This is a genomic window from Bacillus sp. FSL K6-2865 (assembly GCF_040311405.1).
Taxonomy (GTDB): domain Bacteria; phylum Bacillota; class Bacilli; order Bacillales; family Bacillaceae; genus Bacillus; species Bacillus velezensis.
In genome coordinates this window covers 1,147,379-1,170,755 of the sequence record NZ_CP152036.1, presented here as the reverse complement: position 1 = coordinate 1,170,755, position 23,377 = coordinate 1,147,379, and the positions used below count along the sequence as shown (strand labels likewise).

Below are 23,377 nucleotides of genomic sequence, written 5' to 3'. Positions count from 1 at the left end.
TATTAGTAAAAGAAAAGGAGGAATAGATATGGAAAGCAGACCATACTCTTGGGTTGCACTTGATCCTGAATGCGAACATCCGCGAGAAGAAAAAGAAGAAAAAGAAGGCAGAAGATGCAGTGTTTGCTGTAACGGAAACGGATTCGGCGAAGATAATGCCTTCCTTGACCAAGACCTTGCTCAAGCGAATATCAACAAACAAGTTTCTGAAGAAGCGATTATTATCAGAGACTCTTGTGATATCAACGTAACGTCAACAGACGTTCAAGCAGTCGCTTCAGTCATGACAGCGATTAATGCAGCAGTCGTAACGGCCACTCTCACTTCAATCGCTGACGGAGTCATCGCTGAATTGGTCGCACAAGACTTATTGCAGCTAACAGCTAACAAACAAATCAACCGTCAAAAACTGCTCATCGAAAACTCCCGCGGCGTAAACGTGACAACAGTAGATGCCGATATCGCAGTATTGATCTCAACAGCGACAAATTTACTGATTGCTGTCTTAGTCATCACCCTTGTCCTCTAAAAAGAAAAAGCAGAGCTAAAAATGCTCTGCTTTTTCTTATTTTCTCCGCATATGATGAATATATAGACGTTCACCCACACCAAGTGAGGCTCGCGTACATATGTTGTTAAAGACAAAAGTCAAATACCCTAAAAGAAGGAGCTGAAATCCATGAGCTGCGGAAAACACCATGGCCGAGATGAAAGTTGTGTATGCGATGCAGTCGAGAAGATTTTAGCAGAACAAGAGGCTGTTGAAGAACAATGCCCGACTGGATGCTATACGAATCTTTTGAGCCCGACGATTGCAGGTAAAGACACCATTCCGTTTCTCGTATTTGATAAAAAAGGCGGATTGTTCTCCACATTCGGGAACGTCGGAGGATTTGCGGATGACAGCCAGTGCTTTGAGTCCATTTTCTTTCGTGTAGAAAGACTATGCGATTGCTGCGCGACGCTTTCAGTATTGCGCCCCGTAGATGTGCACGGCGACACCCTCAGCGTCTGCCATCCTTGTGATCCTGATTTCTTCGGTTTAGAAAAAACAGAATTTTGCATTGAAGTTGATCTGAGCTGCTTCAGCGCCATTCAGTGCCTTTCACCCGAGCTTGTTAACCGGCCTGCGCCGCACAAAGAGAAAAAGCATCACGGATAGTCATTGATTCGCATCTTTCCTAAAGAAGAATCCCCTTCCAACCTTCTATTACAGATGCAATCATCAGCCCGCCCGGACTTCCGGGCGGCTGACTCTCCGATATCGTTTAAACCGGTACCATTTAAAACGTGAAGTCAGGAGGGATATTATGAGCAAGCATACAACATACTGTGTGCGTGAAGCGGTAGAAAATATTGAAGACCTGCAAAATGCGGTTGAAGAAGATTGCCCGACAGGCTGTTATTCTAAACTTTTATCTCCGGCTTATACATTAGGCGATACAGTGCCGTTCGCCATCTTCACCTCAAAATCGAAACCGTTCACCGCATTCGGAAACGTCGGCGAGCTGGATAACGGTCCGTGCTTTAATACCGTTTTTTTCAGAGTTGAAAGGGTCTGTGACGGCTGTGCCACATTAAGCCTGCTTATTGCTTTTGACGAGCATAAGCACATTCTTGATTTTACAGATAAAGACTCTCTCTGCGATGTATTCCGTTTAGAAAAAACGAACTATTGCGTTGAAGTCGATCTCCATAGCTTCTGCGCCATCAATTGCCTGAACCCGAGACTGATCAACCGCACACATTCTTAAATCAAAAAGCATAAAAATAAGCTGCCGGATGAAAGAATTCAGGCAGCTTTTTGTATGGTTAAAATCCAAGCGGATGCAGCGAGGTAATATCGTCTATTGCGAGTTCTGCCGGCGCTCCGTTGCTTGTCGTCCGCAGGAAGATCGCATTATTTTTTCTGCCGACGATTACGCCTCTGTAGGTTTTCCCGTTGGCTTCTATCAGACAAAGGGTCCGCGGCATATTATGCGGCAGCTTCGTTAAGAAATCAATTTTTTCAAGAATGGACATTCTGCTCATCGGCTTTTTCACGCGCTTTGGCGGAACCTTTTCCTCTGGGGCGGCATTGTGAACCGCTTCAGGCTCTTTTTTAGCGGCATCAGGCTCTTTTTTAGCGGCGTCGGGCTTGGCAGTGTCCTGCTCCGCTTGCGCCGGAACTTCTTGAACGGCTTCTTCTGCGCGGCTGTGCTGTTCAGGTACTTGCTTTTCTGGTTCGACAGCCACTGCTCCTTCAGGCTGAGTTTGACATTCTTCCTCCCGCTTTCCATGCATCGGCTCTTCTTCCGGCAGCTGAGGCGCTTTCCTTTTTTTGATTAATATGTCCTGCATTGATGATTGCGTGTCTGAATAATCCGCCTGAACAATATACATGAGCGGTTTTTTTTCCGCGTTTCTGTTTTGTTTTGACATCTTCATCCCTCCGATTCTGTCATGTTTTATTTATATGACGGAATGATTAAAATCAGAAGAAAGAAAAAAGCAATCCCTGAAAGGGACTGCTTGTTATTTAACGTGCGGTAATATGGAATCCTGAATCAACGTGAAGATTTTCGCCCGTGATGCCTCTTGACAGGTCACTGAACAAGAATGCAGCCGTGTCGCCCACTTCTTCAGGTGTTGTCGTGCGGCGCAGAGGCGCGCGCTCTTCAATTTCTTTCAGGATGGAGTTGAAATCACTGATTCCTTTTGCAGACAGCGTACGGATCGGTCCTGCTGAAATGCTGTTGACGCGGATGTTTTCTTTTCCTAAGTCAGCGGCTAAATATCTGACGCTCGCATCAAGAGACGCTTTTGCCACACCCATTACGTTATAGTTTGAAACGACGCGCTCTCCGCCGAGGTAAGTGAGTGTAACGATGCTTCCGCCTTCAGTCATAATCGGACGCGCCGCTTTTGCGACCGCTGTCAGAGAGTAAGAACTGATGTTATGCGCAAGCAGGAATCCTTCGCGGTTCGTATTTAAATATTCGCCGACAAGCTCTTCTTTGTTTGCGAACGCGATGCAGTGCGCGATGCCGTGAATCACGCCGACCTGCTCTTTAATGCTCGCAAAGCAAGTTTCGATCTCAGCGTCATTTGTCACATCACACGGAAGGATGATGGAATCATTTCTTTCTAATGTAGCCGCAAGGTCATGAACTGATTTTTCCAAGCGCTCTCCCGCGTAAGTGAAAATGAGGCGCGCTCCGGCTTCATGCAGCGAACGGGCGATTCCCCATGCGATACTGCGTTTATTGGCAACGCCCATCACAACGATGTTGCGGCCTTCAAGTGAGAAATTCATATGTATAAAGCCTCCTGTAATCGTCTTAAAGACATAGTTTTAGTACCTGATCTTAATTTTTATCATATCATAACCTTGTCCAGATTGAAAGCATGGGAAAAAGACCGCGGATGTTGAAGCGGTCTCTTTTTTATCTCGTCTGCAGACTGTTCCTTTTAAAGGCAAAATGATTGGTCGGGCCGTGTCCCTCTCCAATGCCAAGCGTATGTTCCACGGCTTCCCGCACAAAATTGACGGCTGTCTCAAACGCGGTCTGAATGTTTTTCCCCTTTGCCGTTTCCGCCGTCAGCGCGGCTGCGAACGTGCAGCCTGTTCCGTGGGTGTGTTTGGTGTCAATATAAGCGTGGCTGATTTGGGTAAAAGACGAACCGTCAAATAATAAATCAACGATCCTCCCCTGTTCAGGCTGGTGTCCGCCTTTTATGATGACATGCTTTGCACCAAGCTTGCAAAGGCGTTCGGCCGCTTTTTTCCGGTCCTCAAACGTGCGGATTTCCATTCCCGTCAATACCTCAGCTTCCGGAACATTCGGCGTCACCGCATAGCTGCGCGGAATTAACAGCTCTTTTAACGCGGCCTGAGATTCCTCACGCAGCAGGGAAGCACCTCCTTTGGCAATCATGACGGGGTCGGTGATGACATGATCAAGCCCGTACTGATCCGTTTTTTCCGCAATTTCCGCAATCATTTCCGCGCTCCACAGCATTCCCGTTTTTACAGCGTCAGGCCGCAAATCTTCCGCCACCGCGTCAATCTGGCTGCCCAGCGCTTCCCGGGTGAGCGGATAAATGCCGTGAACACCCAAAGTGTTCTGGGCGGTTACCGCTGTAATGGCTGACATCCCGAAAACGCCGAGCTCCTGAAAGGTTTTGAGATCCGCCTGTATACCGGCGCCGCCTCCTGAATCTGATCCGGCAATCGTCAATGCTTTGCATATGCTCATGATGTTTTTCTCTCCTTTCGCATTATCCGATCCATTTATGATAAAAGGATTTCGCTCTGCTGATATCACTTGTGCCGTGTATTAATGCTCTGCCGTCACGAAACAGTACCATCTTGAAATTGTCTGTGCAAAACGAAATTAAATACGGGTTGGCTGAAACATCAAGCCCTGTCCGTCTGAGCTGTCCCGCAAGTTTTTGCAGATCAACCTGCTCGGAGATCCCCGTTCTGATCTGCACCGTGTTCCGCCCGCACAGAACCGCCGCTTTTGTCTGATTTTCATAGGATAAAAACGGAAAATCGTTTGTGCCGCAGCTTGGGCAATCAGCCGACTTAAGACGGGCGACGTTTATTTCTGACCGTTCATTTTTCCATAAATCAAAGGAACGGAGAACATGCTCGATAGATCCGCCCGTTAACAGCTTCAGCGCATCTGCTGCCTGAAAAACGGCCGTCTGCAATACAGCCGGGCTGATGATTCCCGCCGTATCGCATGTCATACCGCCTAAAGGCAATGTTTCAAGCAGACAGTGAAGGCACGGCGTGACACCGGGAATGACGGTAAAAGAGAGCCCGTAGCTGCCGACACAGGCGCCGTACAGAAAGGGAATCCCTTTCTGTACAGCCGCATCATTCACAATCAGCCTCGTTTCAAAGTTGTCGGCGGCATCCACGATGAGGGAGGCATCACGAATCAATCCGGGTGCGTTTTCCGCAGTGACATCCATGACAAATCCCTCGACCTCTACATCACTATTTATAGATCGAAGCCGTTTTTCAGCCGCCGCGGCTTTCGGCATTTCCTGTCTGACATCGTCTTCGGTATAAAGCTGCTGGCGCTGGAGATTACTCCACTCCACATAATCTCTGTCAGCGATCGTTATCTTCCCGACCCCTGCTCTGACAAGCATCTCCGCACTTGCCGTCCCAAGCGCACCCGCGCCGATAATCACGGCATGAGACGACCGGAGCTTCTCTTGGCCGGAGGGACCGATCGGCTGAAACAGCTCCTGTCTGGAATATCTCTCCGTCATACCGGAAGACCGTCTCGCGGACTGCTTGCAGTTCCGTAATCTTTCACCGGAATTCTCCCGGCTTCATAAGAAAGGCGGCCCGCTTCTACGGCAAGCTTCATCGCCCGGGCCATCTTGACCGGATCATCAGCGCCTGACACAGCGGTATTTAACAGCACGCCGTCTGCCCCGAGCTCCATCGCGTAGGCGGCGTCTTTTGAAGATCCGACGCCGGCATCGACAATGACCGGCACCTTCGCCTGTTCAATGATAAAGGAAAGATTCAGCGGATTTAAAATTCCCTGACCGGAACCGATCGGGGAAGCGCCCGGCATAATGGCATGCACTCCGAGCTCCTCAAGACGTCTTGCGAGCACGACATCATCTGACGTATACGGAAGCACGATAAATCCCTCTTCGAGCAGCTGTTCTGATGCTTTCAGCGTTTCAACCGGATCAGGCAAAAGTGACCGGCTGCATCCGATGACTTCTACTTTTATCATGTCACAAAGCCCTGAAGCTTTGGCAAGCCTTGCGATTCGGACCGCCTCTTCAGCCGTTGCGGCGCCGGCCGTATTCGGCAGAAGCGTGTATTTAGACAAATCAAGCTGTTCGAGAAAGTTAGGCTGAGACTCTTCAAAGATGTTCATCCTCCGCACCGCAAAGGTTAAAATATCTGATTCCGAGACGGCCACCGCCTCTTTCTGAATCTCAAAACTCGGATATTTTCCCGTTCCTAACAGCAATCTTGACTGAAACTGTTTTCCGCCTATTGTTAACATCCTCATCCGCCTCCTACAAAATGGACAATTTCTATGACATCGCGGTCACACAAACTCGTCTTTTCATAATTCTTTTTTTCAATGATTTCTTTATTTCTCTCCACAACTACGATTCTTTGATCAAGCTGGTACGATTCAAGCAAATCCTGAACCGTCCCCTCATTTTGATTCCAATCAATTTGTTTTCCGTTCAGCTGAAGGATCATATATGAACAGCCTCCTTGCGATCAATTCGAAACGCTTCTTCCCATTCCTGTTTAATCTGTCTTTCCAGGATCATATCCCGCACCATTTCAGCAGTTGCCGGCGCCAACAGGATGCCGTTCCGAAAATGGCCGGCGGCGAAGATGATCCCGCTGTCTTCAGGATGCCGCCCGATAAACGGCTTTCCATCTCTTGTTCCCGGCCTGAGTCCCGCCCAAAACCGGTCTATTTTCATATGTTCGATGGCGGGAAGCATGGTTTTCGCTTTTGCAATGACGGCCTCAATTCCTCCGATGTCAGGCGTATCGCTCCAGTCGCCCTGTTTCATCGTGGCGCCGATGACAAGCCGGCCGCTTTTTCTCGGGACGACATAACAATGATCATGGTAAAGGGTTTTGGTCAGCGGGGTATCGTCATTCCACACGGAAAGGCATTCTCCTTTTACAGGAAAAAAAGGCTGTCCCAAGCCGAGCTGGCTGAAAAACCGGCCGCTCCATACACCGCTTGCAACTGCGACTTTGTCAGCATAGACATCCCCGCCGGACGTTGTGATGCAATATTCTCCGTTCACTCGTTTTACGGAGGTGACTTGTGTATGCTCATATATGTCAGCGCCATAGCGCCGCGCCCCTTTTGCATACGCTTTGCAAACATAGTACGGTTCGACATGGACATCGTCTTTTATAAAACTTGCGCCTAGAATGTCTTTTGAAGCGTAAGGCTCTTTTTCAAGGGCATCTTCCGCTGAAAGCCAGGTGACGGAAGGTAGATCATCCATCTTCCGCAGACGGGCGATATCTTCTTCGGTATACGCCAGTTTAAGCATTCCGCCGTTATGGCGCCTGATGTCAATGCCGCAAGCTTCCTCAAGCTCTTGCCCCGCCGCTTCATACAGCCTTTGACTGTGCATGGCAAAATCAAAAAACGCATCCCGGTTTTCACATTCCGCATGAGCGCCCAGCATTCCCGCGGCAGCGCTTGTCGTTTTTCGGCCGACTTCTCCGGCTTCAAACAAGACAACGTTTTGCTGCGTCTTCGCCAGCTCATAAGAAATGGCGCACCCGATAATTCCGCCGCCGATCACCGCCGTATCATAGTGCTTCTTCATAATCGGCCTCCCTTACCGCGCGTGCATACCGTTTTGCCGCCTCCTCAGGATTTTCAGCTGAGAAAATGCCTGACATGACGGCAATTCCGTCCGGCTTCGCCTGCTTTGTGTGTCCGATCGTCTGCAGTGTCATTCCGCCGATTGCGATAACGGGGATGGAAAGCGTGCGTTTGATCTCTGAAAGCAGGCTGATGCCTCTTGCTTCAAGTCCTTGTTTACATTCGGTTTCAAATACATGGCCGAACACCACATAATCCGCATCTTCCTTTTCAGCTTGGATGGCTTCTTTCAGCGAATGAACCGAACGTCCGATATGAAGATGGGGAAATCTGCTTCGCACCTGCTTTACGGAAAAGCTGCGGGACGGAAGCTGAACACGGTGTATATTGGCAAATAGCGCGATATCCGCCCTGTCATTGATGATCAATTTGTCCTTATCCGCACCGCCCTTTTTCAAAAGGGACAAAAGCTGCATGATTTCTCCCGCTGTTTTATCCCGCTCACGGATATGGATAAAGCTTACTTCGCGCTGAATCGAAAGAATATCCTCGGCCAGCTCGGCAACGGATTTGCGATTATCAGTTACCGCGTGCAGCTCCAAAAGATTCCACCTCTTTTCCGCCCTTCTCGGACCAGCCTTCTTTTAGATAGGCCATTCCCCAAAATTGATATTCATAATAGCTTGAAATCACAAAATTCTCTTTCATTTTCGCGCGGATGTCCTCTGTGCTGTTTTCAGCAATCTCGTCAAAACGGCTGATCTGTTCTTCGACTTGCTGTCTGAACCAGTCTCCGCCGTATGTACCGATCCATTTTTCATAAATCGGATGCTCCGGTTTGCACTCCTTTAAGTGTTCGCCGACTTCATAATATAGCCAATAACAGGGCAGAAGCGCAGCTAATATTTCTCCAAAATTGCCGCTCATCACCGATCTGTACATATGAGACGTATAAGAATAGGCGGTCGGTGCCGGTTTAAATGCCGCACGCTCTTCTTCCGTAATCCCTAAAAGCTCCGTAAACTCGCGGTGCAGCGCCATTTCCGCTTCATATGTCCCTTGAGCGTGGCCCGCCATCCTGCCCGTCGTAAACAAGTCTTCGGCATATGCGGCGCCGAACGCCTGAACTTTTGCAAAATGCGTCAAATAGTAGGAATCTTGCAGCACGTAATAGCTGAAACGGTCTATCGGCAGGCTTCCGTCACCGATTCCCGTTACAAACGGATGAACAAAACTTCCGTCCCACCATTCGGCAGCCGCCTGTCTGCATTCTTCAGAAAATGTCATTATGTCTTCCCCCCTGATAAAATAAAAAAAACCACCTTCCCGCATCGGAAAAGTGGTTTGGAATTTAAATGGATAAAAGGAACCCCAAAAAAATACCGCTCCACTTCCCTACGCAGGTCTGAACCTGTTCAAGTTATGAGGGTCTAAAAGTCTCACTTTTATCTCAGCCCTTATGAAGGACACCCCTAGTGGTCATACGATTATTGATTTATTTGTTATGCCTTCTATATTATCACGAATTGCAATTTGGTCAAGCTTCAAGGATTTTTCTCAGTTCCGACACGTAGTTGCGCGAGCCCGTGACGATGAGACGGTCTCCTGTTTTCAGCCGCGTGTCTCCGTGCGGAACGATGCTGTCCACACCTCTGAAAATCCGGACGAAAATCACATCGCCCATCAGCGGAAATTCTCGCAGAATGATGCCGTTATACGCCGGGTTTTCCAGATTGATCTGATATAACGAAGACTCCTCATTCGTCAGGAGGCTCATCACGCCCGGCGCCTCAATTAATGCGCGCAAGAGCGTCTTTGTAGACAGAAGGATAGAAAAAATACTGATGCCCTCTTCTTTCAGTTTTGTTTCATGCTCAACCGAGCCGACGCTTGCGATGATACGCTCAGTCCCTTTCTCTTTCGCTATTAAGGCGATTTCAGCGTTCACATCTTCATTTCCCGTCGCCACGACAAGAATATCCGTTTTGAAAATACCGTGCGACTCAAGCGTTCCGGGCTCGTAATCAGAAATCGTGTCAACCGAAAAAACGGATTCCGCAAGCGTTTCCCCGGCATTTTCCTGATACACATGGACGACCCGTACTTCATATTCCTCCTCAGGCAATTCCAGCGTAACCGGAAGCGTCATTTGGTTGGCGCCGATAAATGTAATGCGCTTTTTTTCCTGCGGCGCACTTTGCCGTTTGTATAATTTCTTAAAGCCGATCGGCGTGATGATGCTGGCAATAACCGCAACTAAAGTCAGCGCGCCGGACATATTGGCGCTGATAATGTGGAGCCTTTCTCCGATCGTAGCCGCCGCGATAACAAGCGACAGCGTGGACGTCAGCAAAAAGCCCGAAGCAAACACGGTTCTATTGTCATACCATTTCTTTAAATAAAACACCGGGAACATCTTGCTGATAAACAGCGCAAGCAGAAGCAGCGGAATCATCGTTAATGTTTTCGGATCTTGGAAGAGCGTCCAAATGTCCAATTTCACCCCGACCATGACGAAAAAGATCGGAATTAAAAACCCGTAGCCGAAGGAATCCAGCTGTTCCACCATTTCTTTATTCGGAGACAGAAGCGATACCAGAACGCCTGCCAAAAACGCGCCGAGAATATTTTCCGCCCCGAGAGATTCCGATAAAGCGACAAGCACGATAATCAGTGTGAAAATGGCTCTCGTGCCGATCTGCACGGTGCCTTTAGACATCGACTGCACAAATGAACGGTGTTTAAAGATCCTGCCGAAGAAATACAGCACGACCCCCGCGGCAAAGAGAATCAACAGAAGCCACATATTTCCGCTGTCTTCTCCGTAAAGAGAAGAGAAGAAAGCGAGCAGAATCATCGTAGCCAAGTCCGCGATAACGGCGACAAGCAGGATGATCTGGCCGATATTGGAGTTCATAATCCGTTCTTCCTTTAAAGTCGGGACCACCACACCGAGTGATATCGTCGAAATAATAAGCGTCATTAAAAATGCGTTTTGAATAAAACCGGCTAATACAAAGGCATAGGACAGCAGCAATGATAAAATAAAGATGCCGAAAAAGATAATCAGTGCGGCAGAAAACGTGTTGGGCGCTTCCTTGCCGTTCGGAAGGAATTGTTTTTTCTTCCCTTTCTCAAATGAAGAAAAATCAATTTCCAAGCCGCTTAAAAACATTAAAAAGATAAAGCCGAGAACAGACAGCGTCTCCAGCCACGTGTCTCCCTGAACGACAAGATTCAGGCCGCTTTTTCCGATAATAAGCCCCATGATGATCTCCGCGACGACGACGGGGATGCTGAGCTTAAACCGATGTAAAAGGAGCGGCGTCAAAAAAGCGACGATCAGAACGACGACTAAAGATGCGACTGATGTGTGTTCCATTCGTAAATACCTCCTTAAAACAAGGGTTATAAAAGCCCGCTTTAAGCGGGCGAAACCTTACTTTTTTTTAAAAACATAACGCATATTCTAACAAGGCTGAACGCGAAAAAAAAGTGATAAGGCTTTATTTCTTCAATTCTTTTTTTAATTTGTGCAAAAACAGCGTAATTAGGTATAGGAATTAGCCCCATAATAAATAAAAAACCGTTAATAAGGAGGCTGACACGAATGGCTTACGACATCATCAGCGATATACACGGATGTTATGACGAAATGATCGCGTTAATGCAAAAGCTCGGATATGAAGTGAAAGACGGAACGCCCGTTCACTCTGAAGGCAGGACGCTTGTCTTTGCGGGGGATTTAACGGACAGAGGCCCAAAATCCGTAGAAGTGATGCGTTTTGTGGCAAAAGCATATGAAAAAGGAGCCGTCCGTTATGTCCCGGGAAATCATTGCAACAAACTGTATCGTTACTTAAAAGGAAACCCCGTAAAAGTGATGCACGGACTGGAAACGACGGCAGCCGAACTGAAAGAGCTGTCTCCCGCCGACAGAACGGAAGTCTCCAGACAATTCATCCGCTTATATGAGTCAGCGCCGCTTTATGACATTTTACATAATGGCGATCTCGTCGTCGCTCACGCCGGCATAAAAGCTGACGATATCGGTAAATACTCGCGTAAGGTAAAAGAATTTGTTCTGTACGGCGATATCACGGGTGAAACGTATCCCGACGGCAGACCCGTCAGAAGAGACTGGGCCGCCGCTTATGAAGGCAAGGCATGGATTGTTTACGGCCATACCCCGGTAAAACGCCCCCGGATCGTCAACCGTACAATCAACATTGATACAGGATGCGTCTTCGGCAATCAACTGACAGGCTTTCGCTTTCCAGAGCATGAAACCGTCTCTGTGGAAAGCTCAATGCCCTATGATGCCTCACGATTTCGCGAGGATCACGGAAGGCAGGCATAAAAAAAAGCCCGAAACCGGTAAACGGTTCGGGCTTTACACGTGTTCAATTAATGTTTTCATATCGTCAGGCACCGGGGCCTGAAAAACGAGCGTTTCTCCGGTCATGGGGTGTACGAATGAAAGCCGCTCACTGTGAAGAGCCTGCCGGGCAATTCCCTCATTTTTTCCGCCGTACAGTGTATCACCGACTAACGGATGGCCGAGGTAGCTCATGTGCACCCGGATTTGATGCGTCCGCCCCGTTTCCAGCCGCAGGGCTGCAAGCGTAAACGCATGTCCCGCTTTTTCCGTTTGAAAATGCGTCACCGCTCGTTGTCCCTCCGGCGTTACCATCCGCTCAATAATACTGTCGTGTTTTCTTCCGATGGGCGCGTCCACCGTTCCTTCCTTCTGCAGCATGACCCCATGTACGACAGCGAGATACCGCCTGCTGACAAGCCCCTTCTTCTGCGCTGCCGACAAAAGAGAATGGGAAAGCCGATGTTTGGCGATCAGCATCGCCCCCGATGTATCCCTGTCAAGGCGGGTGACAAGATGAACCGTTGATTGTATGCCGCTTTTTCGGTAGTGGCTGATCACTCCGTTAGCGATGCTCTCCGACGGGTGTTCTCTTGATGGAATTGAGGAGACATACGGCTGTTTATTGATCACAAGCACATGGTCATCTTCATAAAGAATATCAAGAGGAACCGGCTCAGGCAAAAGCGTTTCACTCACATGCTCCTTCGGAAATTCAATCTTAAGCACGTCTCCTTCCGCTAACACGGCGCGGACGGTTACATGCTCTCCATTCACAAGCAGGTCTCCCCCGCCGAATTTAATGTCAGCGAGAAGCCGCTTTGAAATGCCGAGCTGCGCCGTATATTCTTTTACCGTCATGCCGGCTTCCCGGGCAGTCATGTTCTTTTGGATAAAAAAGTTGTCCAATCCGTTTCCTCTTTCTATTCGCCTTTTCCGATAAAGGAGTCCTGCACCCTTTTCCAAAACGGAAAAGGACGGAATCTTGCAAATCTGACTTTTTCATTTGCCACACGGCATAGAATGGACTTGACATCCTTATGCAGCAAGGTTAAATGATCAATTGTGACTTGAAAGTCGACGTCGTTTCTCGGTTTGATGACACAGTTATGATGATCGGGAAGCAAAAGCGGCGAGCCGACAGTCCTGAACACTCTGTTGTTGATGGATGCCATTTCAGCAAGCTGAATCGCCCTGATGGAAGGGTGGATGATTGCGCCGCCTAACGCCTTATTATAAGCCGTGCTTCCGGAAGGCGTGGACAGACATAAACCGTCTCCCCTGAACGTTTCAAACAGCTGGCCTTTAATTTCCACGTCAGCGACGAGGCTGCCTTCTATGCTTTTGATCGTACATTCGTTCAAAGCCAGATACCGCTCCTCACGCTCTTCATCATGATAAGTGACAATCACCTCAAGAAGGGGATACTCCACGGTATGATACGGCGTTTTGGCAATGGCCAGAACGAGCTTTTCTATCTCCTGCGGAACCCAATCGGCATAAAAACCCAAATGCCCCGTGTGAACTCCGACAAAAGCCGTTTTATCAAGACGGTCGCTGTACCTGTGAAATGCGTAAAGAAGCGTTCCGTCACCGCCGACGGAAATAACGATTTCCGGCTCTTTTTCATCCAAGGTCATATCAAAATCGAGTAAATACGCCTGTATTTTGCTTTTCAGTGTATCTGAAACCTCGTCTCCTTTTGAAGAAACGGCAAATTTCATGCCATTCCCCTCCTTTCCTACTGGCGGTCTCCCGCTTTTTTCTTTCGCGAGAACGCGGCTTGGGCTTCCTGGATTTCTCCGCGGATTTCTGACATTTCTTCATCGAGCCGGGATGCGGCTTCTGAGGCCCGCTGCAGCCTCAGCTTTACTTTTTCGGGAATGTTCCCGCTGTATTTGTAATTCAGTGAATGCTCAATGGTTGCCCAAAAGTTCATGGCAAGCGTCCGAATCTGTATTTCCACAAGAACGTGCTTTTCACCGGACGTTGTTTGTAAAGGATATAAAACGACAAGGTGGTAAGACCGATATCCGCTTTCCTTATGCTCTGCTATGTAATCCCGCTTATCCACAACGGTAAAATCTTTTCTGGCAAACAGCATATTTTTGACGATCTGGATATCATCGACAAATTGGCACATAATACGCAGCCCCGCGATATCCTGCATCGTTTCGATCTGATGAAGCGGTATGCTTTTTCGTCTCGCTTTTTCAAGTATGCTCGCCACCGGCTTCACACGGCCTGTCACAAACTCAATCGGTGAGTGGTCATCTTCATACTCATAAAGGGTTCTGACGCCTTTCAGCTTCACCTTTAATTCTTCAACAGCCTGGCGGTATGGCGCTAGAAATTGCTCCCATTGTTTGTCATCCATCGTACATCCCCCAATTCCGAACCTGTTCTAAAGAAATACGCTTTTCACTTTTTCTTCCATATCTCCGTAGTTTGCATTATCTTTAATATTTTCAAGAAGATAATCGAGTTCTTCATGCAGCCCTGAAAGTTCAACCGTTTTTCCGCCGGCCTCAAGGACCGCCGGTTTTCTTTGGTCTAAGGCTTCTTTCAGATCCGGCCAGATATGTTCTTTTATAATGACATATTCAAAAGAGTCAGCTGATTCAAGTATGTATACAAAAGCAAAGTGATCGGAATCAACAAGCATTTGACCTGAGGCTTTGCGTTCCGCTCCGTTTAAGTCTTCTCCGCACTTTAAGCGGAGCGCGTCTTCTGTTAATGATGCATTTTGGATTTCAATTCTCTTTTGCATAATGTTCTCCTTTTTTAACAAAGTACAGCATTTATTTTATCATATCAAGGTCGATATTGATAAACGTAACCTCTAAAGAGATAATGGGAATTATACAATTTTTCGTCCTGAAAGGAAGACTGTCATGACCCAAGAAATAGAAATTGAATTCAAAAACCTGCTGACAAAATCAGAATTTCTGAAGCTGAGTGAAGCACTCTGCATGAAAGAACATGATTTTAAACAGCAGGTCAATCATTATTTCGACACGAAAGATTTTTCCCTGAAACAAAAAAAATCAGCACTCCGCATCCGAGAAAAAGACGGCGCGTTCGTTCTGACGTTAAAAGAGCCTGCCGCGGTCGGTCTGCTGGAAACCCACCAAGAGCTTGCGGCACCTGATCTTGACGTCTTCAAGATTCCGGATGGCCCCGTCAAACGTCAGCTGGAAGGTCTCGGAATCAACTCAGAACACATTTGCTATTTCGGGACGCTGTCGACCGCACGCGCGGAAAAAGAATCAGAAAAAGGCTTAATCATTTTAGATCACAGCCGATATTTAGAGAAAGAAGACTTTGAATTGGAATTCGAGGCTGCTGACTGGGATGAAGGAAAACGGGCGTTTGAACAATTGCTCAAGCAATTCGGCATCCCAGAGCGAATCACGAAAAATAAAATCCAGCGTTTTTATGAACAGAAACAAAAAAAGGTGGAATGACACAGTGAATATAACGAATTGGGCGGCCCTTCTCCAGCTGCAATCAATGGCGCTGCAATCAATCTCTCATACAAGCACGGCTTCAGGCGGACAATCTTCAGAAAGCCCGCTTGCAAATTTCAGCGCGCTGCTCAGCCAGTATACGGACACAGCCGTCCGGCAGCAGCCGGAATCGGGAATTTTAAACGGTGTGCGGACCGCTCACGCTTCATATTCACCGAGAATTCCCGTTTCATCCGGCTCCGCGGCTGCTTCACAGACCGCTTCCGCTTCCCCGGGCATCAAGTCTCCGGATGCGGCTTCTGATATCAGCACCGGAAACTTTTCAATAGACAGCGCCATTCAGAAAGCAGCCGAAAAATACGGAGTGGACGAAAAGCTGATCCGCGCGGTTATTAAACAGGAATCAGGCTTTAATCCGAAAGCGGTCAGCGGTGCGGGGGCAATGGGACTGATGCAGCTTATGCCTTCCACGGCAGAATCACTCGGGGTGTCAAACCCGCTTGATCCCGTCCAGAACGCTGAGGGCGGCACAAAGTACTTAAAGCAGATGCTCACGAAATACGACGGAAATGTATCTCTGGCGTTAGCCGCCTACAACGCAGGCCCCGGCAACGTAGATCGGTACGGAGGCATTCCGCCGTTTAAGGAAACACAGCAATATGTCAAAAACATAACCAAACAGTATTACGCGTAAACCAGAGAGGCTTCCTTCGCCCTCTGGTTTTTTTGCGGAGTGAAATCTTACACATGAATGAAGGCGATGTGATATGATATGAAATACAAGCGCCTGACAGAAAGGCACTTTGTTTGTAGAAATAAAATGTTATTGCTAAAATATACAGTAACTGAAGATAGTAAAACTGAAAGATAAATTCGCAATGGGAATTATGATTCCTATTAGCCATATAAAGGAGTAGTCAACATGGGACAATCGTTTAACGCACCATATGAAGCGATTGGAGAGGAACTTCTATCGCAACTTGTTGATACTTTTTATGAGCGTGTCTCGTCTCATCCCTTGCTGAAGCCGATATTTCCAAGTGATTTGACTGAAACGGCCAGAAAACAAAAGCAATTTTTAACCCAGTATTTGGGCGGACCTCCTCTTTATACTGAAGAGCACGGACACCCCATGCTCAGGGCAAGGCATCTCCCCTTTCCGATTACGGACGAGAGGGCTGATGCGTGGCTAAGCTGTATGAGCAAAGCGATGGATCAGGTCGGGCTGGAGGGCGATATTCGTGAATTTCTGTACGGGCGTCTGGAACTGACGGCCAGGCATATGGTAAACCAGTCAGAAGCGGAGGATCGATCATATTGACGAATTATCAGCATGAGCAATACTTCGCCCATTGCCACGGACATCCAAAAAAACCGCTCGAAATTTACATGTTTGTCGACCCTTTATGTCCTGAATGCTGGTCGCTGGAGCCCGCCATAAAAAAATTAAAAATCAAATACGGTCGTTTTTTTACGCTGCGGATCATTGTTTCCGCGAGCATTACATCGCTGAATAAGCAAAAGCGGAAAAAACACCTTCTTGCCGAAGCTTGGGAAAAAATTTCGAACCGTTCCGGGATGCCCTGTGACGGAAGCCTTTGGCTTGAGCAGGATCAGCCTCTTTCATCGCCCTACCTTGCCGCACTCGCTTTAAAAGCGGCCGAACTGCAGGGAAGAAAAGCGGGCATTCTGTTTCTCCGCAGCATGCAGGAAAGCCTGTTTGTTTCCAAGCAGAATATTACGGATGAAGACGTTCTTTTAGAAATTGCCGAAAAGACGAAATTGGATGTTGAAGAATTCAAGCGCGACCTCCATTCGCAAAGCGCGGTAAAAGCGCTTCAGTGCGATATGAAAATCGCGGCGGAAATGGACGTCACCGTCAACCCGACATTGACGTTCTTTAACAGCCTGCATGATGATGAAGGGCTGAAGGTTCCCGGCAACTATTCTTATGACGTATACGAAGAGATCTTATTCGAAATGCTCGGGGATGAACCGAAGCCTTCTGAAACGCCGCCTTTGGAATGTTTCATTGAATATTTCCGGTTTGTCGCATCGAAAGAAATCGCACTCGTTTATGATTTGAGTCTAGAAGAAGTTGAAAAAGAAATGAAAAAACTGGCATTCGCCAAAAAGGTCGCCAGAGTGGAAGCAAAGCACGGTCTGTTTTGGAAGTCTCTGACCGGCACCCAGGAGGATGTCACCTGTTGTGATCATTAAAAAAAGCTGATTCCTTACGGAGCCGGCTTTTTTTTGTGCAAATAAAGAAACCGCGCCGGGATAAGCGCGGTTTCATATGTCTTAACGACAACAAAGGGGATGGGAGAAATTTTTCACGGTCAAACAAAGGGGTAATGTTTGTTTGTGATCAATTTCACATCCTTATCATATCAAATCTTGTCGAGTTTTGACAAGCCATAAGATTAATGTTCATATTTTTGTCACAAAACATAACTGACTGCTTGTTTTCATAGAATATATCAATGAAAAACAAGGAGGGAAATCAATGCTCCGCACCGTATTGATCATCGGAATGATTGTGTTTTTCTTCTTTTTAAACCTGCTGGCCATGATGCACATGCTGCCGATTTACATTACATCTCCCCTGCTGTTTCTTTCCATATTGTTTGCCTTGTACCGGCTGAATCACCGAAAAACGTTTAAGGGATTTTAGAAAAAGCCTGCGCATCTAATGCACAGGCTTTTTTGGTTACGAAGGGTTCACTTTCGAAAGAAGCTCTTCCATTTCGTTCAGTTTCTCTTCAAACATTTTGCAGGCCGCCTCGATCGGTTCAGGCGATGTCATATCAACTCCCGCTTTTTTCAGTATGTCGATCGGATATTCCGAGCTTCCTGCTTTTAAGAATTCGGTATAGCGCTCCACCGCAGGCTTGCCTTCTTTTAAGATCTGGCTGCTCAGCGCTTGGGCCGCACTGTAGCCTGTCGCATATTGATACACATAATAATTGTAATAGAAATGCGGAATTCTTGACCATTCCAGACTGATTTCTTTATCAATCACCATGTTGTCACCGAAATACTTTTTATTCAGATCATAATAAAGTTCGTTCAGCAGTTCAGGCGTTAGCGGCTCGCCTTCCTGCGCTTTCGTATGAATCAGATGCTCAAATTCAGCGAACATCGTCTGTCTGAACACTGTGCCTCTGAATCCTTCAAGCATGTGGTTGAGCAGGTACAGACGCTGTTTTTCATCCTTTAAGCTGTTCAGCATATATTCACCGAGCAGCGCTTCATTAGTCGTTGAAGCAACTTCAGCGACAAAAATGCTGTAGTTACCGTACGGATACGGCTGATATTTTCTCGTATAGTAGCTGTGCACGGAATGGCCGAACTCGTGAACGAGCGTAAACAGATTATTGACATTGTCATGCCAGTTCATCAAGATGTACGGATTCGTGCCGTATGTACCGGACGAATAAGCACCGCTGCGTTTTCCTTTATTTTCGTATATATCGACCCAGCGGTTTTCAAGTCCTTCTTTTAAAATAGACGCGTATTCCTCGCCCAGCGGAGCAAGTCCTTTGAGCATATAATCTTTCGCTTCCTCATATGTGACCTTCATTCCCGAATCTTTTACGAGCGGTGTGTAAAGGTCATAAATATGGACTTCATCAAGGCCGAGAACCTTTTTCCGCAGGTCAATGTAACGGTGTAATAACGGAAGATGTTTATTGATCGTTTTAATAAGGTTATCGTAAACTTCTTCAGGGATGCTGTTATTGGATAAAGCCGCTTCCCGTGCTGATTTATATTTTTTCACACGGGCGTAAAAATTATCTTTTTTCACAGTGCCGCTGAGTGTAGTCGCCATCGTGTTTTTATACTGTCCGTATGTTTTATATACGGCTTCAAATGCGTTTTTGCGGACTTCACGATTGCTGTTTTCCAGGAAATTAATAAAGTTGCCGTGTGTGATTTGAGTTTCCTTGCCGTTTTCATCTTTAATCGACGGAAATGTAATATCGGCGTTATTTAAAACACTGAATGTATTGGAAGGCGAGGACAGCGCTTCTGAGGCTTCCGCAAGCAGGGCCTCTTCTTGTTCGCTCAGCACGTGCGGACGCTGTTTTGTAATTTCTTCAATTGCATGGGAGTAAAGTTTAAGCTCCTCTTTTTCCAGAATAAACTGGTGCAGCTTGTCCTCCTGAATCGCCAGAATTTCCGGTTCAATGTAAGCAGTCGCGCTGGCAGCCTGGGAATACAGGCTTGCGGCTTTGTCGTTCAGCCCTTGGTAGAAAGAATTTCCCGTATCCTGGTCTGAGCGCATATGCGCGTATGCATAAAGTTTCCCAAGGCGGTTCGTCACTTCATCCTGTGCCGTAAGCGCCGCGTATAAATTATCAGCCGAATGAGCAAGCGTGCCTTTAAAAGAAGATAAATTCGGGATTAATTCTTTAACTGCTTGAAATTCTTTATTCCAGGCCTCATCACTAGGAAAAATATCCTCTAGTCTCCATGTATGCTCTGCCTTTACTTCACTTCTGTCAGGCAGCTGTGCTGCTTTATTTTCCTCAGTCATGGTGATCCCCCTCGTTTTCTTTACTTCAAGCCAATTGAAAAAACGATTGTTTCTCCAAAAACTTGTGTTGTGATTATCTTCCGGCTTTTCACTGCCTTTTGTCAAATTATATGCGGCATATAAGACCGAGCATACCAATAATACAGTGAAAAAACGAAAACAAAATGCTTGTATGCCCCTCACATTCGCCACCACCTTGACGTTAGGGTGAACGAAATGAAGCATTCTCATTCCCCAAAAAAGAGGAGATCCCTCCGGCGCAGCTCTTCTGCCGTTTGAGGGAGCTTCCGTTGAGATGAGGGCATATATACTTCATTCTCAATTTCCCTTAAAAAATCCTGCAAGCATAAGAAATCAGCATATTGTTTTACCGCCATTCTGATAAGGCTATCTTGTGAACCATACCGCATCCGAATCTCCTTACGCCTGATTTTTTGCCGCAAATCATGAACCATGCCGGATAATCGGATCGGCGCGCCTTTTTTAGAAAGTTCCGCAAGCCGCAAGTATAAATGGCTCTGCCACACAAAAACGGGACTGGCAAACACAAAGCCCGCTGAAACGGGAATAAACACTTCAGATGGGAGAAATGGAAATGCAACCTGATGTCTTTCGTAAAAAAGACGCCGGATAAGACCGGCATCTTCAGATAAAAACCGCCCGCTTTTGCTGCGGAAGCCGGCTACGGCACGTCCCCACGAGGGAAGTCTGACGCTGTGCCGCCCTTCCGGATGACAAATGTCTTTCAGGTTTGCTTTGTGAAGAGGGATTGTGGTTAAGCCGGCATAAGAATAGCCGGTGTAAAACGGAGTGATGGAATGCAGCCTGTAAAAGGAGCGGGCGTCGGGGCAGTAAAACAGTAAGGAGGAAAATGAATGGACTTCAAAGAACTGCCAGTGAAAAGCAGAAAGCCGGAAAAATTGCGCGGCCATCCGTTTTAACCGTTTTGCCCCGATGATCCAGATCGGCCGGTACCCGGCGTTTTTCAGGCCTGCCGTCCGGCTCTTTAAAGAGTCCGCCGAAAGATTCGCACATTGAAATTCAAAAGCCAGCCTCTCTTCTCCGCTTTCTGCCGTCAAGTCAGGCCGCTGTCCAGCGGAAGTCAGATACGGTTCCAGGCTGACGCTGCACCCTTGTGTCTTCAGCCAGAGAAAAAGCTGTCTTTTTCCCTCCAGATGGTATTCGCTTTCAGGTTCGGATTCCCCGGGACACAGCCTGCTTTTTTTATGAGCGAAGTGCGGCAGTTTCTCCCGCCCCAGTTTGATATCAAGCTCACTTTTGCAAACGGGGCAGAACCAGCGTTTCTTTCTCAGCTCCGCCGCTTTTTCCTTTGAATAGCTTCCGGCCAGCTTAATGAGCCGTCCGTCGGCAGTCACAGCACTGAACATGTTGCATCTTCTCCTTTCCTGAATCTTGTTGTATTCAGCAGGAAGAAGATATAATCCTGTTTGCGAATGAGAGCCGTTATACGGTTTTCAGCCGTTAATCCTGTCATTCAGAATAAAAAAAACCGATTTCTGCTGAGAGAAATCGGTTTGTTATGATGCAAAGTGTTTTTTTATTGTATATAACGCATGATCAGCGATCACCAATTTGCCGTATTCTTCAAGACGGTGAATGCTGACTGATGATTCGTGCGCGTACTCCAACAGGATGCTTAGCTGATTTTCAACCTCTTCATCAGTTTGCTCATAAAAATCTGCATATAAATAATATCGGTCTTCAAACGAATACAGGGTCGTTTTGATTCCGTTAAGATTCAATTTTGATAGCGAGATGAGATCCTCAAAATCATCGAACCGCAAAGTGAACTGAAGCTTTTGCTCCTTATCTTCCCGGCTCTCGGCCTGCTCTTCTTTCTGGAAATCATCAAGTAAAGCATCGAGATTTTCATCTGCCGGCTCTTGTTTTTTATCTTCCGGGATCGGCAGTTCGAGTTTTTGTCCGTCCTTGGAAAGCTGGGCTTTTGTTACGATTATTTCCAGTCCTTTGTCCAATGCCTGAACCTGAATCCAAAGAGGACCCTCGACAGCGAATTCCTCTTCATCATGCACTTCATCCATGACTTCCCAGAACAGTTCTTCACTGCGCTCGCGATTGTACCAGATTTCTTCTCTGTCAAAACCGCGATCTTCAATATCACCATAAGACATATAAAATTTTACAGTATGCTCATTAATTCTTTCTATTTCCATTTTGCCAACCTTCCCTTCTTTATAAGATGTTGAAGGGACATCTAAGCTCCCGATGAATAGTACTTTACTACACTTTACCCATTCCGTCCACATCTTAACCTTATAGAGGACAGCGCAAATTCTTTATATTTCTATTTTATGATAAAACAGTTATAAAAGAAATAAAAAAGCATTTTCACACCGAAAAACAGGCTTTCTCCCGGTTCCCATCATAAATAGCGCACTGCTTCATATATTAGCTGTACAAGCAATCGATCTATAAGCGAGGTGTTACCATGCCGCACGATTACCTGCTGTCCCTTCTGCTTATTATCGGGATTGACCTTATTCTCGGCGGTGACAATGCCGTCGTCATCGCGATGGCCAGCCGGAATCTGGCTCATAAACAAAGACAGCAAGCGATCATCTTCGGAACGTTTATCGCAGTCGTCTTGAGAATCGTTCTGACGAGCGCTGCGGTCTATTTATTGAATGTTCCTTTTTTACAATGCGCAGGCGGGGTATTTTTATTGTATCTCGGCTATCAGCTTCTGATTGAGAAGAAAGATGCGCAGCATGTGAAAAGCAGTTCTTCTCTTTGGAAAGCCATCCGCACAATCGTTATGGCTGATATCTTTATGTCGCTTGATAATGTCATCGCAGTAGCCGGCGCTTCTCACGGTGAGCTGACACTTGTAGTCATCGGCCTCTTCATCTCGGTGCCGATTATCATTTGGGGCAGCAAGCTCGTTCATGCCGCCATGGACAAAATGCCTTTATTGATGTACGCCGGGAGCGGTCTTCTCGCATTTACCGGCGGTGAAATGATTGCCGGAGACAGCAAGCTGTCATTTTTCATGGCAGAACACGGCATTATACAAATGACGCTGCCGATTTTGACCGTCGTATTTGTTATCCTCGCCAGTATGATTTACCAGCAGACTGAAAAATAACAAAAAGCCCAAACCGCGATGGTTTTGGGCTTTTTCCATGCTTATCGTAAGCTTATATCAGTTGGCAAGACGCTGTGCTTCTCTTAATTGGAAAGAACGCACTTTTCTTGGCAGGAATCGTCTGATTTCATCTTCGTTATAGCCGACTTGCAGACGTTTTTCATCAATGATAATCGGACGGCGGAGCAGTCCCGGATGCTCATTGATCAAAGTATATAAGTCTTGAAGCGGCATAGATTCAACATTTACGTTCAGTTTCTGGAATACTTTAGAACGGGTAGAGATAATTTCATCCGTACCGTCTTCAGTCATACGCAGAATCTGCTTGATCTCATCAATTGATAACGGCTCGGAGAAAATGTTTCTCTCTACAAACGGAATCTCGTGCTCTTCAAGCCAAGCTCTTGCTTTTCTGCATGACGTACAGCTAGGTGATGTGTATAATGTAACCATTAATCTTCACTCCTCTAATTAGTAGGATGAACATGTTGTATTCTCAAATTGAAATAACTTTAAAAA

General features: G+C 46.9%; 28 protein-coding genes and 1 riboswitch. Of the genes, 10 read left to right on the top strand and 18 right to left on the bottom strand.

Annotated elements, in window-relative coordinates; translation table 11 throughout:
* Window positions 1–28 precede the first annotated feature (28 nt).
* The 3 genes from NYE42_RS05875 to cotZ all read left to right on the top strand — a co-directional run bounded on the left by NYE42_RS05875 (window position 29) and on the right by cotZ (window position 1,754).
* A complete protein-coding gene (locus NYE42_RS05875) occupies window positions 29–529 on the top strand; it encodes a spore coat protein (RefSeq protein ID WP_017417463.1) in 501 nt (166 codons plus the stop codon).
* A 150-nt stretch (window positions 530–679) separates the two neighbouring features.
* Window positions 680–1,162 (top strand): spore coat protein CotY, encoded by a 483-nt coding sequence (cotY, locus tag NYE42_RS05870; RefSeq protein WP_007409090.1) that lies wholly within the window; start codon window positions 680–682, stop codon window positions 1,160–1,162.
* Between the two features lie 148 nt (window positions 1,163–1,310).
* A complete protein-coding gene (cotZ, locus tag NYE42_RS05865; protein ID WP_015417224.1) occupies window positions 1,311–1,754 on the top strand; it encodes a spore coat protein CotZ in 444 nt (147 codons plus the stop codon).
* Window positions 1,755–1,812: 58 nt separating this feature from the next.
* On the opposite strand, the gene NYE42_RS05860 is transcribed toward cotZ, so the two are convergent.
* From NYE42_RS05860 to NYE42_RS05815, 10 genes are all read right to left on the bottom strand, one after another.
* Window positions 1,813–2,421: a CotO family spore coat protein gene (locus tag NYE42_RS05860; protein WP_061581913.1), complete on the bottom strand. Its 609-nt coding sequence runs from the start codon at window positions 2,419–2,421 to the stop codon at window positions 1,813–1,815.
* Window positions 2,422–2,518: 97 nt separating this feature from the next.
* A complete protein-coding gene (fabI, locus tag NYE42_RS05855) occupies window positions 2,519–3,295 on the bottom strand; it encodes an enoyl-ACP reductase FabI (protein ID WP_003155001.1) in 777 nt (258 codons plus the stop codon).
* A gap of 130 nt (window positions 3,296–3,425) precedes the next feature.
* A complete protein-coding gene (gene thiD, locus NYE42_RS05850; RefSeq protein WP_015417222.1) occupies window positions 3,426–4,238 on the bottom strand; it encodes a bifunctional hydroxymethylpyrimidine kinase/phosphomethylpyrimidine kinase in 813 nt (270 codons plus the stop codon).
* A gap of 22 nt (window positions 4,239–4,260) precedes the next feature.
* The gene (gene thiF, locus NYE42_RS05845; RefSeq protein WP_039251967.1) at window positions 4,261–5,271 is read right to left on the bottom strand and encodes a thiazole biosynthesis adenylyltransferase ThiF; all 1,011 of its coding nucleotides are present in this window, start codon (window positions 5,269–5,271) and stop codon (window positions 4,261–4,263) included.
* On the bottom strand, window positions 5,268–6,038 hold the full coding sequence (gene thiG, locus NYE42_RS05840; protein ID WP_007610655.1) for a thiazole synthase: 771 nt from the start codon (window positions 6,036–6,038) through the stop codon (window positions 5,268–5,270). Before thiG ends, thiF begins: the two co-directional genes overlap by 4 nt.
* Window positions 6,035–6,238, bottom strand: coding sequence for a sulfur carrier protein ThiS (gene thiS, locus NYE42_RS05835; protein WP_039251972.1), 204 nt, complete (start codon window positions 6,236–6,238; stop codon window positions 6,035–6,037). The genes thiG and thiS overlap by 4 nt, the downstream gene beginning before the upstream one ends.
* The gene (gene thiO, locus NYE42_RS05830; protein WP_061862072.1) at window positions 6,235–7,344 is read right to left on the bottom strand and encodes a glycine oxidase ThiO; all 1,110 of its coding nucleotides are present in this window, start codon (window positions 7,342–7,344) and stop codon (window positions 6,235–6,237) included. The genes thiS and thiO overlap by 4 nt, the downstream gene beginning before the upstream one ends.
* Window positions 7,328–7,945: a thiazole tautomerase TenI gene (gene tenI, locus NYE42_RS05825; protein ID WP_122503865.1), complete on the bottom strand. Its 618-nt coding sequence runs from the start codon at window positions 7,943–7,945 to the stop codon at window positions 7,328–7,330. Before tenI ends, thiO begins: the two co-directional genes overlap by 17 nt.
* A complete protein-coding gene (tenA, locus tag NYE42_RS05820; protein ID WP_352426823.1) occupies window positions 7,923–8,630 on the bottom strand; it encodes a thiaminase II in 708 nt (235 codons plus the stop codon). Before tenA ends, tenI begins: the two co-directional genes overlap by 23 nt.
* Window positions 8,631–8,718: 88 nt before the next feature.
* Window positions 8,719–8,827: riboswitch (TPP riboswitch) on the bottom strand.
* A 53-nt stretch (window positions 8,828–8,880) separates the two neighbouring features.
* A complete protein-coding gene (locus NYE42_RS05815; RefSeq protein ID WP_039251978.1) occupies window positions 8,881–10,725 on the bottom strand; it encodes a monovalent cation:proton antiporter family protein in 1,845 nt (614 codons plus the stop codon).
* Window positions 10,726–10,953: 228 nt separating this feature from the next.
* Between NYE42_RS05815 and prpE the strand changes: the two genes are divergently transcribed.
* On the top strand, window positions 10,954–11,703 hold the full coding sequence (gene prpE, locus NYE42_RS05810) for a bis(5'-nucleosyl)-tetraphosphatase PrpE (protein WP_007409101.1): 750 nt from the start codon (window positions 10,954–10,956) through the stop codon (window positions 11,701–11,703).
* Between the two features lie 33 nt (window positions 11,704–11,736).
* Here the strand turns inward: prpE and NYE42_RS05805 are convergent, their stop codons facing one another.
* Genes NYE42_RS05805 through NYE42_RS05790 form a run of 4 tightly spaced genes read right to left on the bottom strand, consistent with a single transcriptional unit; the run spans window position 11,737 to window position 14,491 of the window.
* Window positions 11,737–12,630 carry an RluA family pseudouridine synthase gene (locus NYE42_RS05805; RefSeq protein ID WP_144664087.1) on the bottom strand — a complete coding sequence of 298 codons (894 nt, stop codon included), beginning with the start codon at window positions 12,628–12,630 and terminating at the stop codon, window positions 11,737–11,739.
* Window positions 12,631–12,644: 14 nt separating this feature from the next.
* Window positions 12,645–13,445, bottom strand: a complete 801-nt coding sequence (locus NYE42_RS05800) for an NAD kinase (RefSeq protein ID WP_003155018.1) — start codon at window positions 13,443–13,445, stop codon at window positions 12,645–12,647.
* Window positions 13,446–13,462: 17 nt separating this feature from the next.
* Window positions 13,463–14,098 carry a GTP diphosphokinase gene (gene yjbM / locus NYE42_RS05795; protein ID WP_003155019.1) on the bottom strand — a complete coding sequence of 212 codons (636 nt, stop codon included), beginning with the start codon at window positions 14,096–14,098 and terminating at the stop codon, window positions 13,463–13,465.
* A gap of 27 nt (window positions 14,099–14,125) precedes the next feature.
* On the bottom strand, window positions 14,126–14,491 hold the full coding sequence (locus tag NYE42_RS05790) for a hypothetical protein (RefSeq protein WP_352426822.1): 366 nt from the start codon (window positions 14,489–14,491) through the stop codon (window positions 14,126–14,128).
* Between the two features lie 124 nt (window positions 14,492–14,615).
* On the opposite strand from NYE42_RS05790, the gene NYE42_RS05785 reads away from it, so the two are divergent.
* From NYE42_RS05785 to NYE42_RS05765, 5 genes are all read left to right on the top strand, one after another.
* Complete coding sequence (locus tag NYE42_RS05785) at window positions 14,616–15,188, top strand: CYTH domain-containing protein (RefSeq protein WP_014417426.1); 573 nt, start codon at window positions 14,616–14,618, stop codon at window positions 15,186–15,188.
* A gap of 4 nt (window positions 15,189–15,192) precedes the next feature.
* Window positions 15,193–15,885, top strand: a complete 693-nt coding sequence (locus NYE42_RS05780; protein WP_039251987.1) for a lytic transglycosylase domain-containing protein — start codon at window positions 15,193–15,195, stop codon at window positions 15,883–15,885.
* Between the two features lie 228 nt (window positions 15,886–16,113).
* Window positions 16,114–16,512 (top strand): thiol management oxidoreductase, encoded by a 399-nt coding sequence (locus NYE42_RS05775; protein ID WP_003155023.1) that lies wholly within the window; start codon window positions 16,114–16,116, stop codon window positions 16,510–16,512.
* Complete coding sequence (gene spxH / locus NYE42_RS05770) at window positions 16,509–17,411, top strand: protease adaptor protein SpxH (protein WP_352426821.1); 903 nt, start codon at window positions 16,509–16,511, stop codon at window positions 17,409–17,411. Before NYE42_RS05775 ends, spxH begins: the two co-directional genes overlap by 4 nt.
* Before the next feature lie 286 nt (window positions 17,412–17,697).
* The gene (locus NYE42_RS05765; protein WP_003155026.1) at window positions 17,698–17,865 is read left to right on the top strand and encodes a hypothetical protein; all 168 of its coding nucleotides are present in this window, start codon (window positions 17,698–17,700) and stop codon (window positions 17,863–17,865) included.
* Window positions 17,866–17,901: 36 nt separating this feature from the next.
* Here NYE42_RS05765 and pepF read toward each other — a convergent pair whose 3' ends face one another.
* The 3 genes from pepF to mecA form a co-directional block, all read right to left on the bottom strand.
* Window positions 17,902–19,731, bottom strand: coding sequence for an oligoendopeptidase F (pepF, locus tag NYE42_RS05760; RefSeq protein WP_099686889.1), 1,830 nt, complete (start codon window positions 19,729–19,731; stop codon window positions 17,902–17,904).
* 227 nt (window positions 19,732–19,958) lie between these two features.
* Window positions 19,959–21,119 carry a competence protein CoiA family protein gene (locus NYE42_RS05755; RefSeq protein ID WP_144664086.1) on the bottom strand — a complete coding sequence of 387 codons (1,161 nt, stop codon included), beginning with the start codon at window positions 21,117–21,119 and terminating at the stop codon, window positions 19,959–19,961.
* A gap of 150 nt (window positions 21,120–21,269) precedes the next feature.
* Window positions 21,270–21,926, bottom strand: coding sequence for an adaptor protein MecA (mecA, locus tag NYE42_RS05750; RefSeq protein WP_003155032.1), 657 nt, complete (start codon window positions 21,924–21,926; stop codon window positions 21,270–21,272).
* A gap of 275 nt (window positions 21,927–22,201) precedes the next feature.
* Between mecA and NYE42_RS05745 the strand changes: the two genes are divergently transcribed.
* Window positions 22,202–22,858: a TerC family protein gene (locus NYE42_RS05745; RefSeq protein ID WP_007409109.1), complete on the top strand. Its 657-nt coding sequence runs from the start codon at window positions 22,202–22,204 to the stop codon at window positions 22,856–22,858.
* 57 nt (window positions 22,859–22,915) lie between these two features.
* On the opposite strand, the gene spx is transcribed toward NYE42_RS05745, so the two are convergent.
* The gene (gene spx, locus NYE42_RS05740) at window positions 22,916–23,311 is read right to left on the bottom strand and encodes a transcriptional regulator Spx (protein WP_003155034.1); all 396 of its coding nucleotides are present in this window, start codon (window positions 23,309–23,311) and stop codon (window positions 22,916–22,918) included.
* Window positions 23,312–23,377 lie beyond the last annotated feature (66 nt).

Bases quoted from the DNA above. Each gene is read 5' to 3' on its own strand.
- NYE42_RS05875 (WP_017417463.1), top strand. From the start codon at position 29: ATGGAAAGCAGACCATACTCTTGGGTTGCACTTGATCCTGAATGCGAA.
- cotY (WP_007409090.1), top strand. From the start codon at position 680: ATGAGCTGCGGAAAACACCATGGCCGAGATGAAAGTTGTGTATGCGAT.
- cotZ (WP_015417224.1), top strand. From the start codon at position 1,311: ATGAGCAAGCATACAACATACTGTGTGCGTGAAGCGGTAGAAAATATT.
- NYE42_RS05860 (WP_061581913.1), bottom strand. From the start codon at position 2,421: ATGTCAAAACAAAACAGAAACGCGGAAAAAAAACCGCTCATGTATATT.
- fabI (WP_003155001.1), bottom strand. From the start codon at position 3,295: ATGAATTTCTCACTTGAAGGCCGCAACATCGTTGTGATGGGCGTTGCC.
- thiD (WP_015417222.1), bottom strand. From the start codon at position 4,238: ATGAGCATATGCAAAGCATTGACGATTGCCGGATCAGATTCAGGAGGC.
- thiF (WP_039251967.1), bottom strand. From the start codon at position 5,271: ATGACGGAGAGATATTCCAGACAGGAGCTGTTTCAGCCGATCGGTCCC.
- thiG (WP_007610655.1), bottom strand. From the start codon at position 6,038: ATGAGGATGTTAACAATAGGCGGAAAACAGTTTCAGTCAAGATTGCTG.
- thiS (WP_039251972.1), bottom strand. From the start codon at position 6,238: ATGATCCTTCAGCTGAACGGAAAACAAATTGATTGGAATCAAAATGAG.
- thiO (WP_061862072.1), bottom strand. From the start codon at position 7,344: ATGAAGAAGCACTATGATACGGCGGTGATCGGCGGCGGAATTATCGGG.
- tenA (WP_352426823.1), bottom strand. From the start codon at position 8,630: ATGACATTTTCTGAAGAATGCAGACAGGCGGCTGCCGAATGGTGGGAC.
- NYE42_RS05815 (WP_039251978.1), bottom strand. From the start codon at position 10,725: ATGGAACACACATCAGTCGCATCTTTAGTCGTCGTTCTGATCGTCGCT.
- prpE (WP_007409101.1), top strand. From the start codon at position 10,954: ATGGCTTACGACATCATCAGCGATATACACGGATGTTATGACGAAATG.
- NYE42_RS05800 (WP_003155018.1), bottom strand. From the start codon at position 13,445: ATGAAATTTGCCGTTTCTTCAAAAGGAGACGAGGTTTCAGATACACTG.
- yjbM (WP_003155019.1), bottom strand. From the start codon at position 14,098: ATGGATGACAAACAATGGGAGCAATTTCTAGCGCCATACCGCCAGGCT.
- NYE42_RS05790 (WP_352426822.1), bottom strand. From the start codon at position 14,491: ATGCAAAAGAGAATTGAAATCCAAAATGCATCATTAACAGAAGACGCG.
- NYE42_RS05785 (WP_014417426.1), top strand. From the start codon at position 14,616: ATGACCCAAGAAATAGAAATTGAATTCAAAAACCTGCTGACAAAATCA.
- NYE42_RS05775 (WP_003155023.1), top strand. From the start codon at position 16,114: ATGGGACAATCGTTTAACGCACCATATGAAGCGATTGGAGAGGAACTT.
- NYE42_RS05765 (WP_003155026.1), top strand. From the start codon at position 17,698: ATGCTCCGCACCGTATTGATCATCGGAATGATTGTGTTTTTCTTCTTT.
- pepF (WP_099686889.1), bottom strand. From the start codon at position 19,731: ATGACTGAGGAAAATAAAGCAGCACAGCTGCCTGACAGAAGTGAAGTA.
- NYE42_RS05755 (WP_144664086.1), bottom strand. From the start codon at position 21,119: ATGTTCAGTGCTGTGACTGCCGACGGACGGCTCATTAAGCTGGCCGGA.
- mecA (WP_003155032.1), bottom strand. From the start codon at position 21,926: ATGGAAATAGAAAGAATTAATGAGCATACTGTAAAATTTTATATGTCT.
- NYE42_RS05745 (WP_007409109.1), top strand. From the start codon at position 22,202: ATGCCGCACGATTACCTGCTGTCCCTTCTGCTTATTATCGGGATTGAC.
- spx (WP_003155034.1), bottom strand. From the start codon at position 23,311: ATGGTTACATTATACACATCACCTAGCTGTACGTCATGCAGAAAAGCA.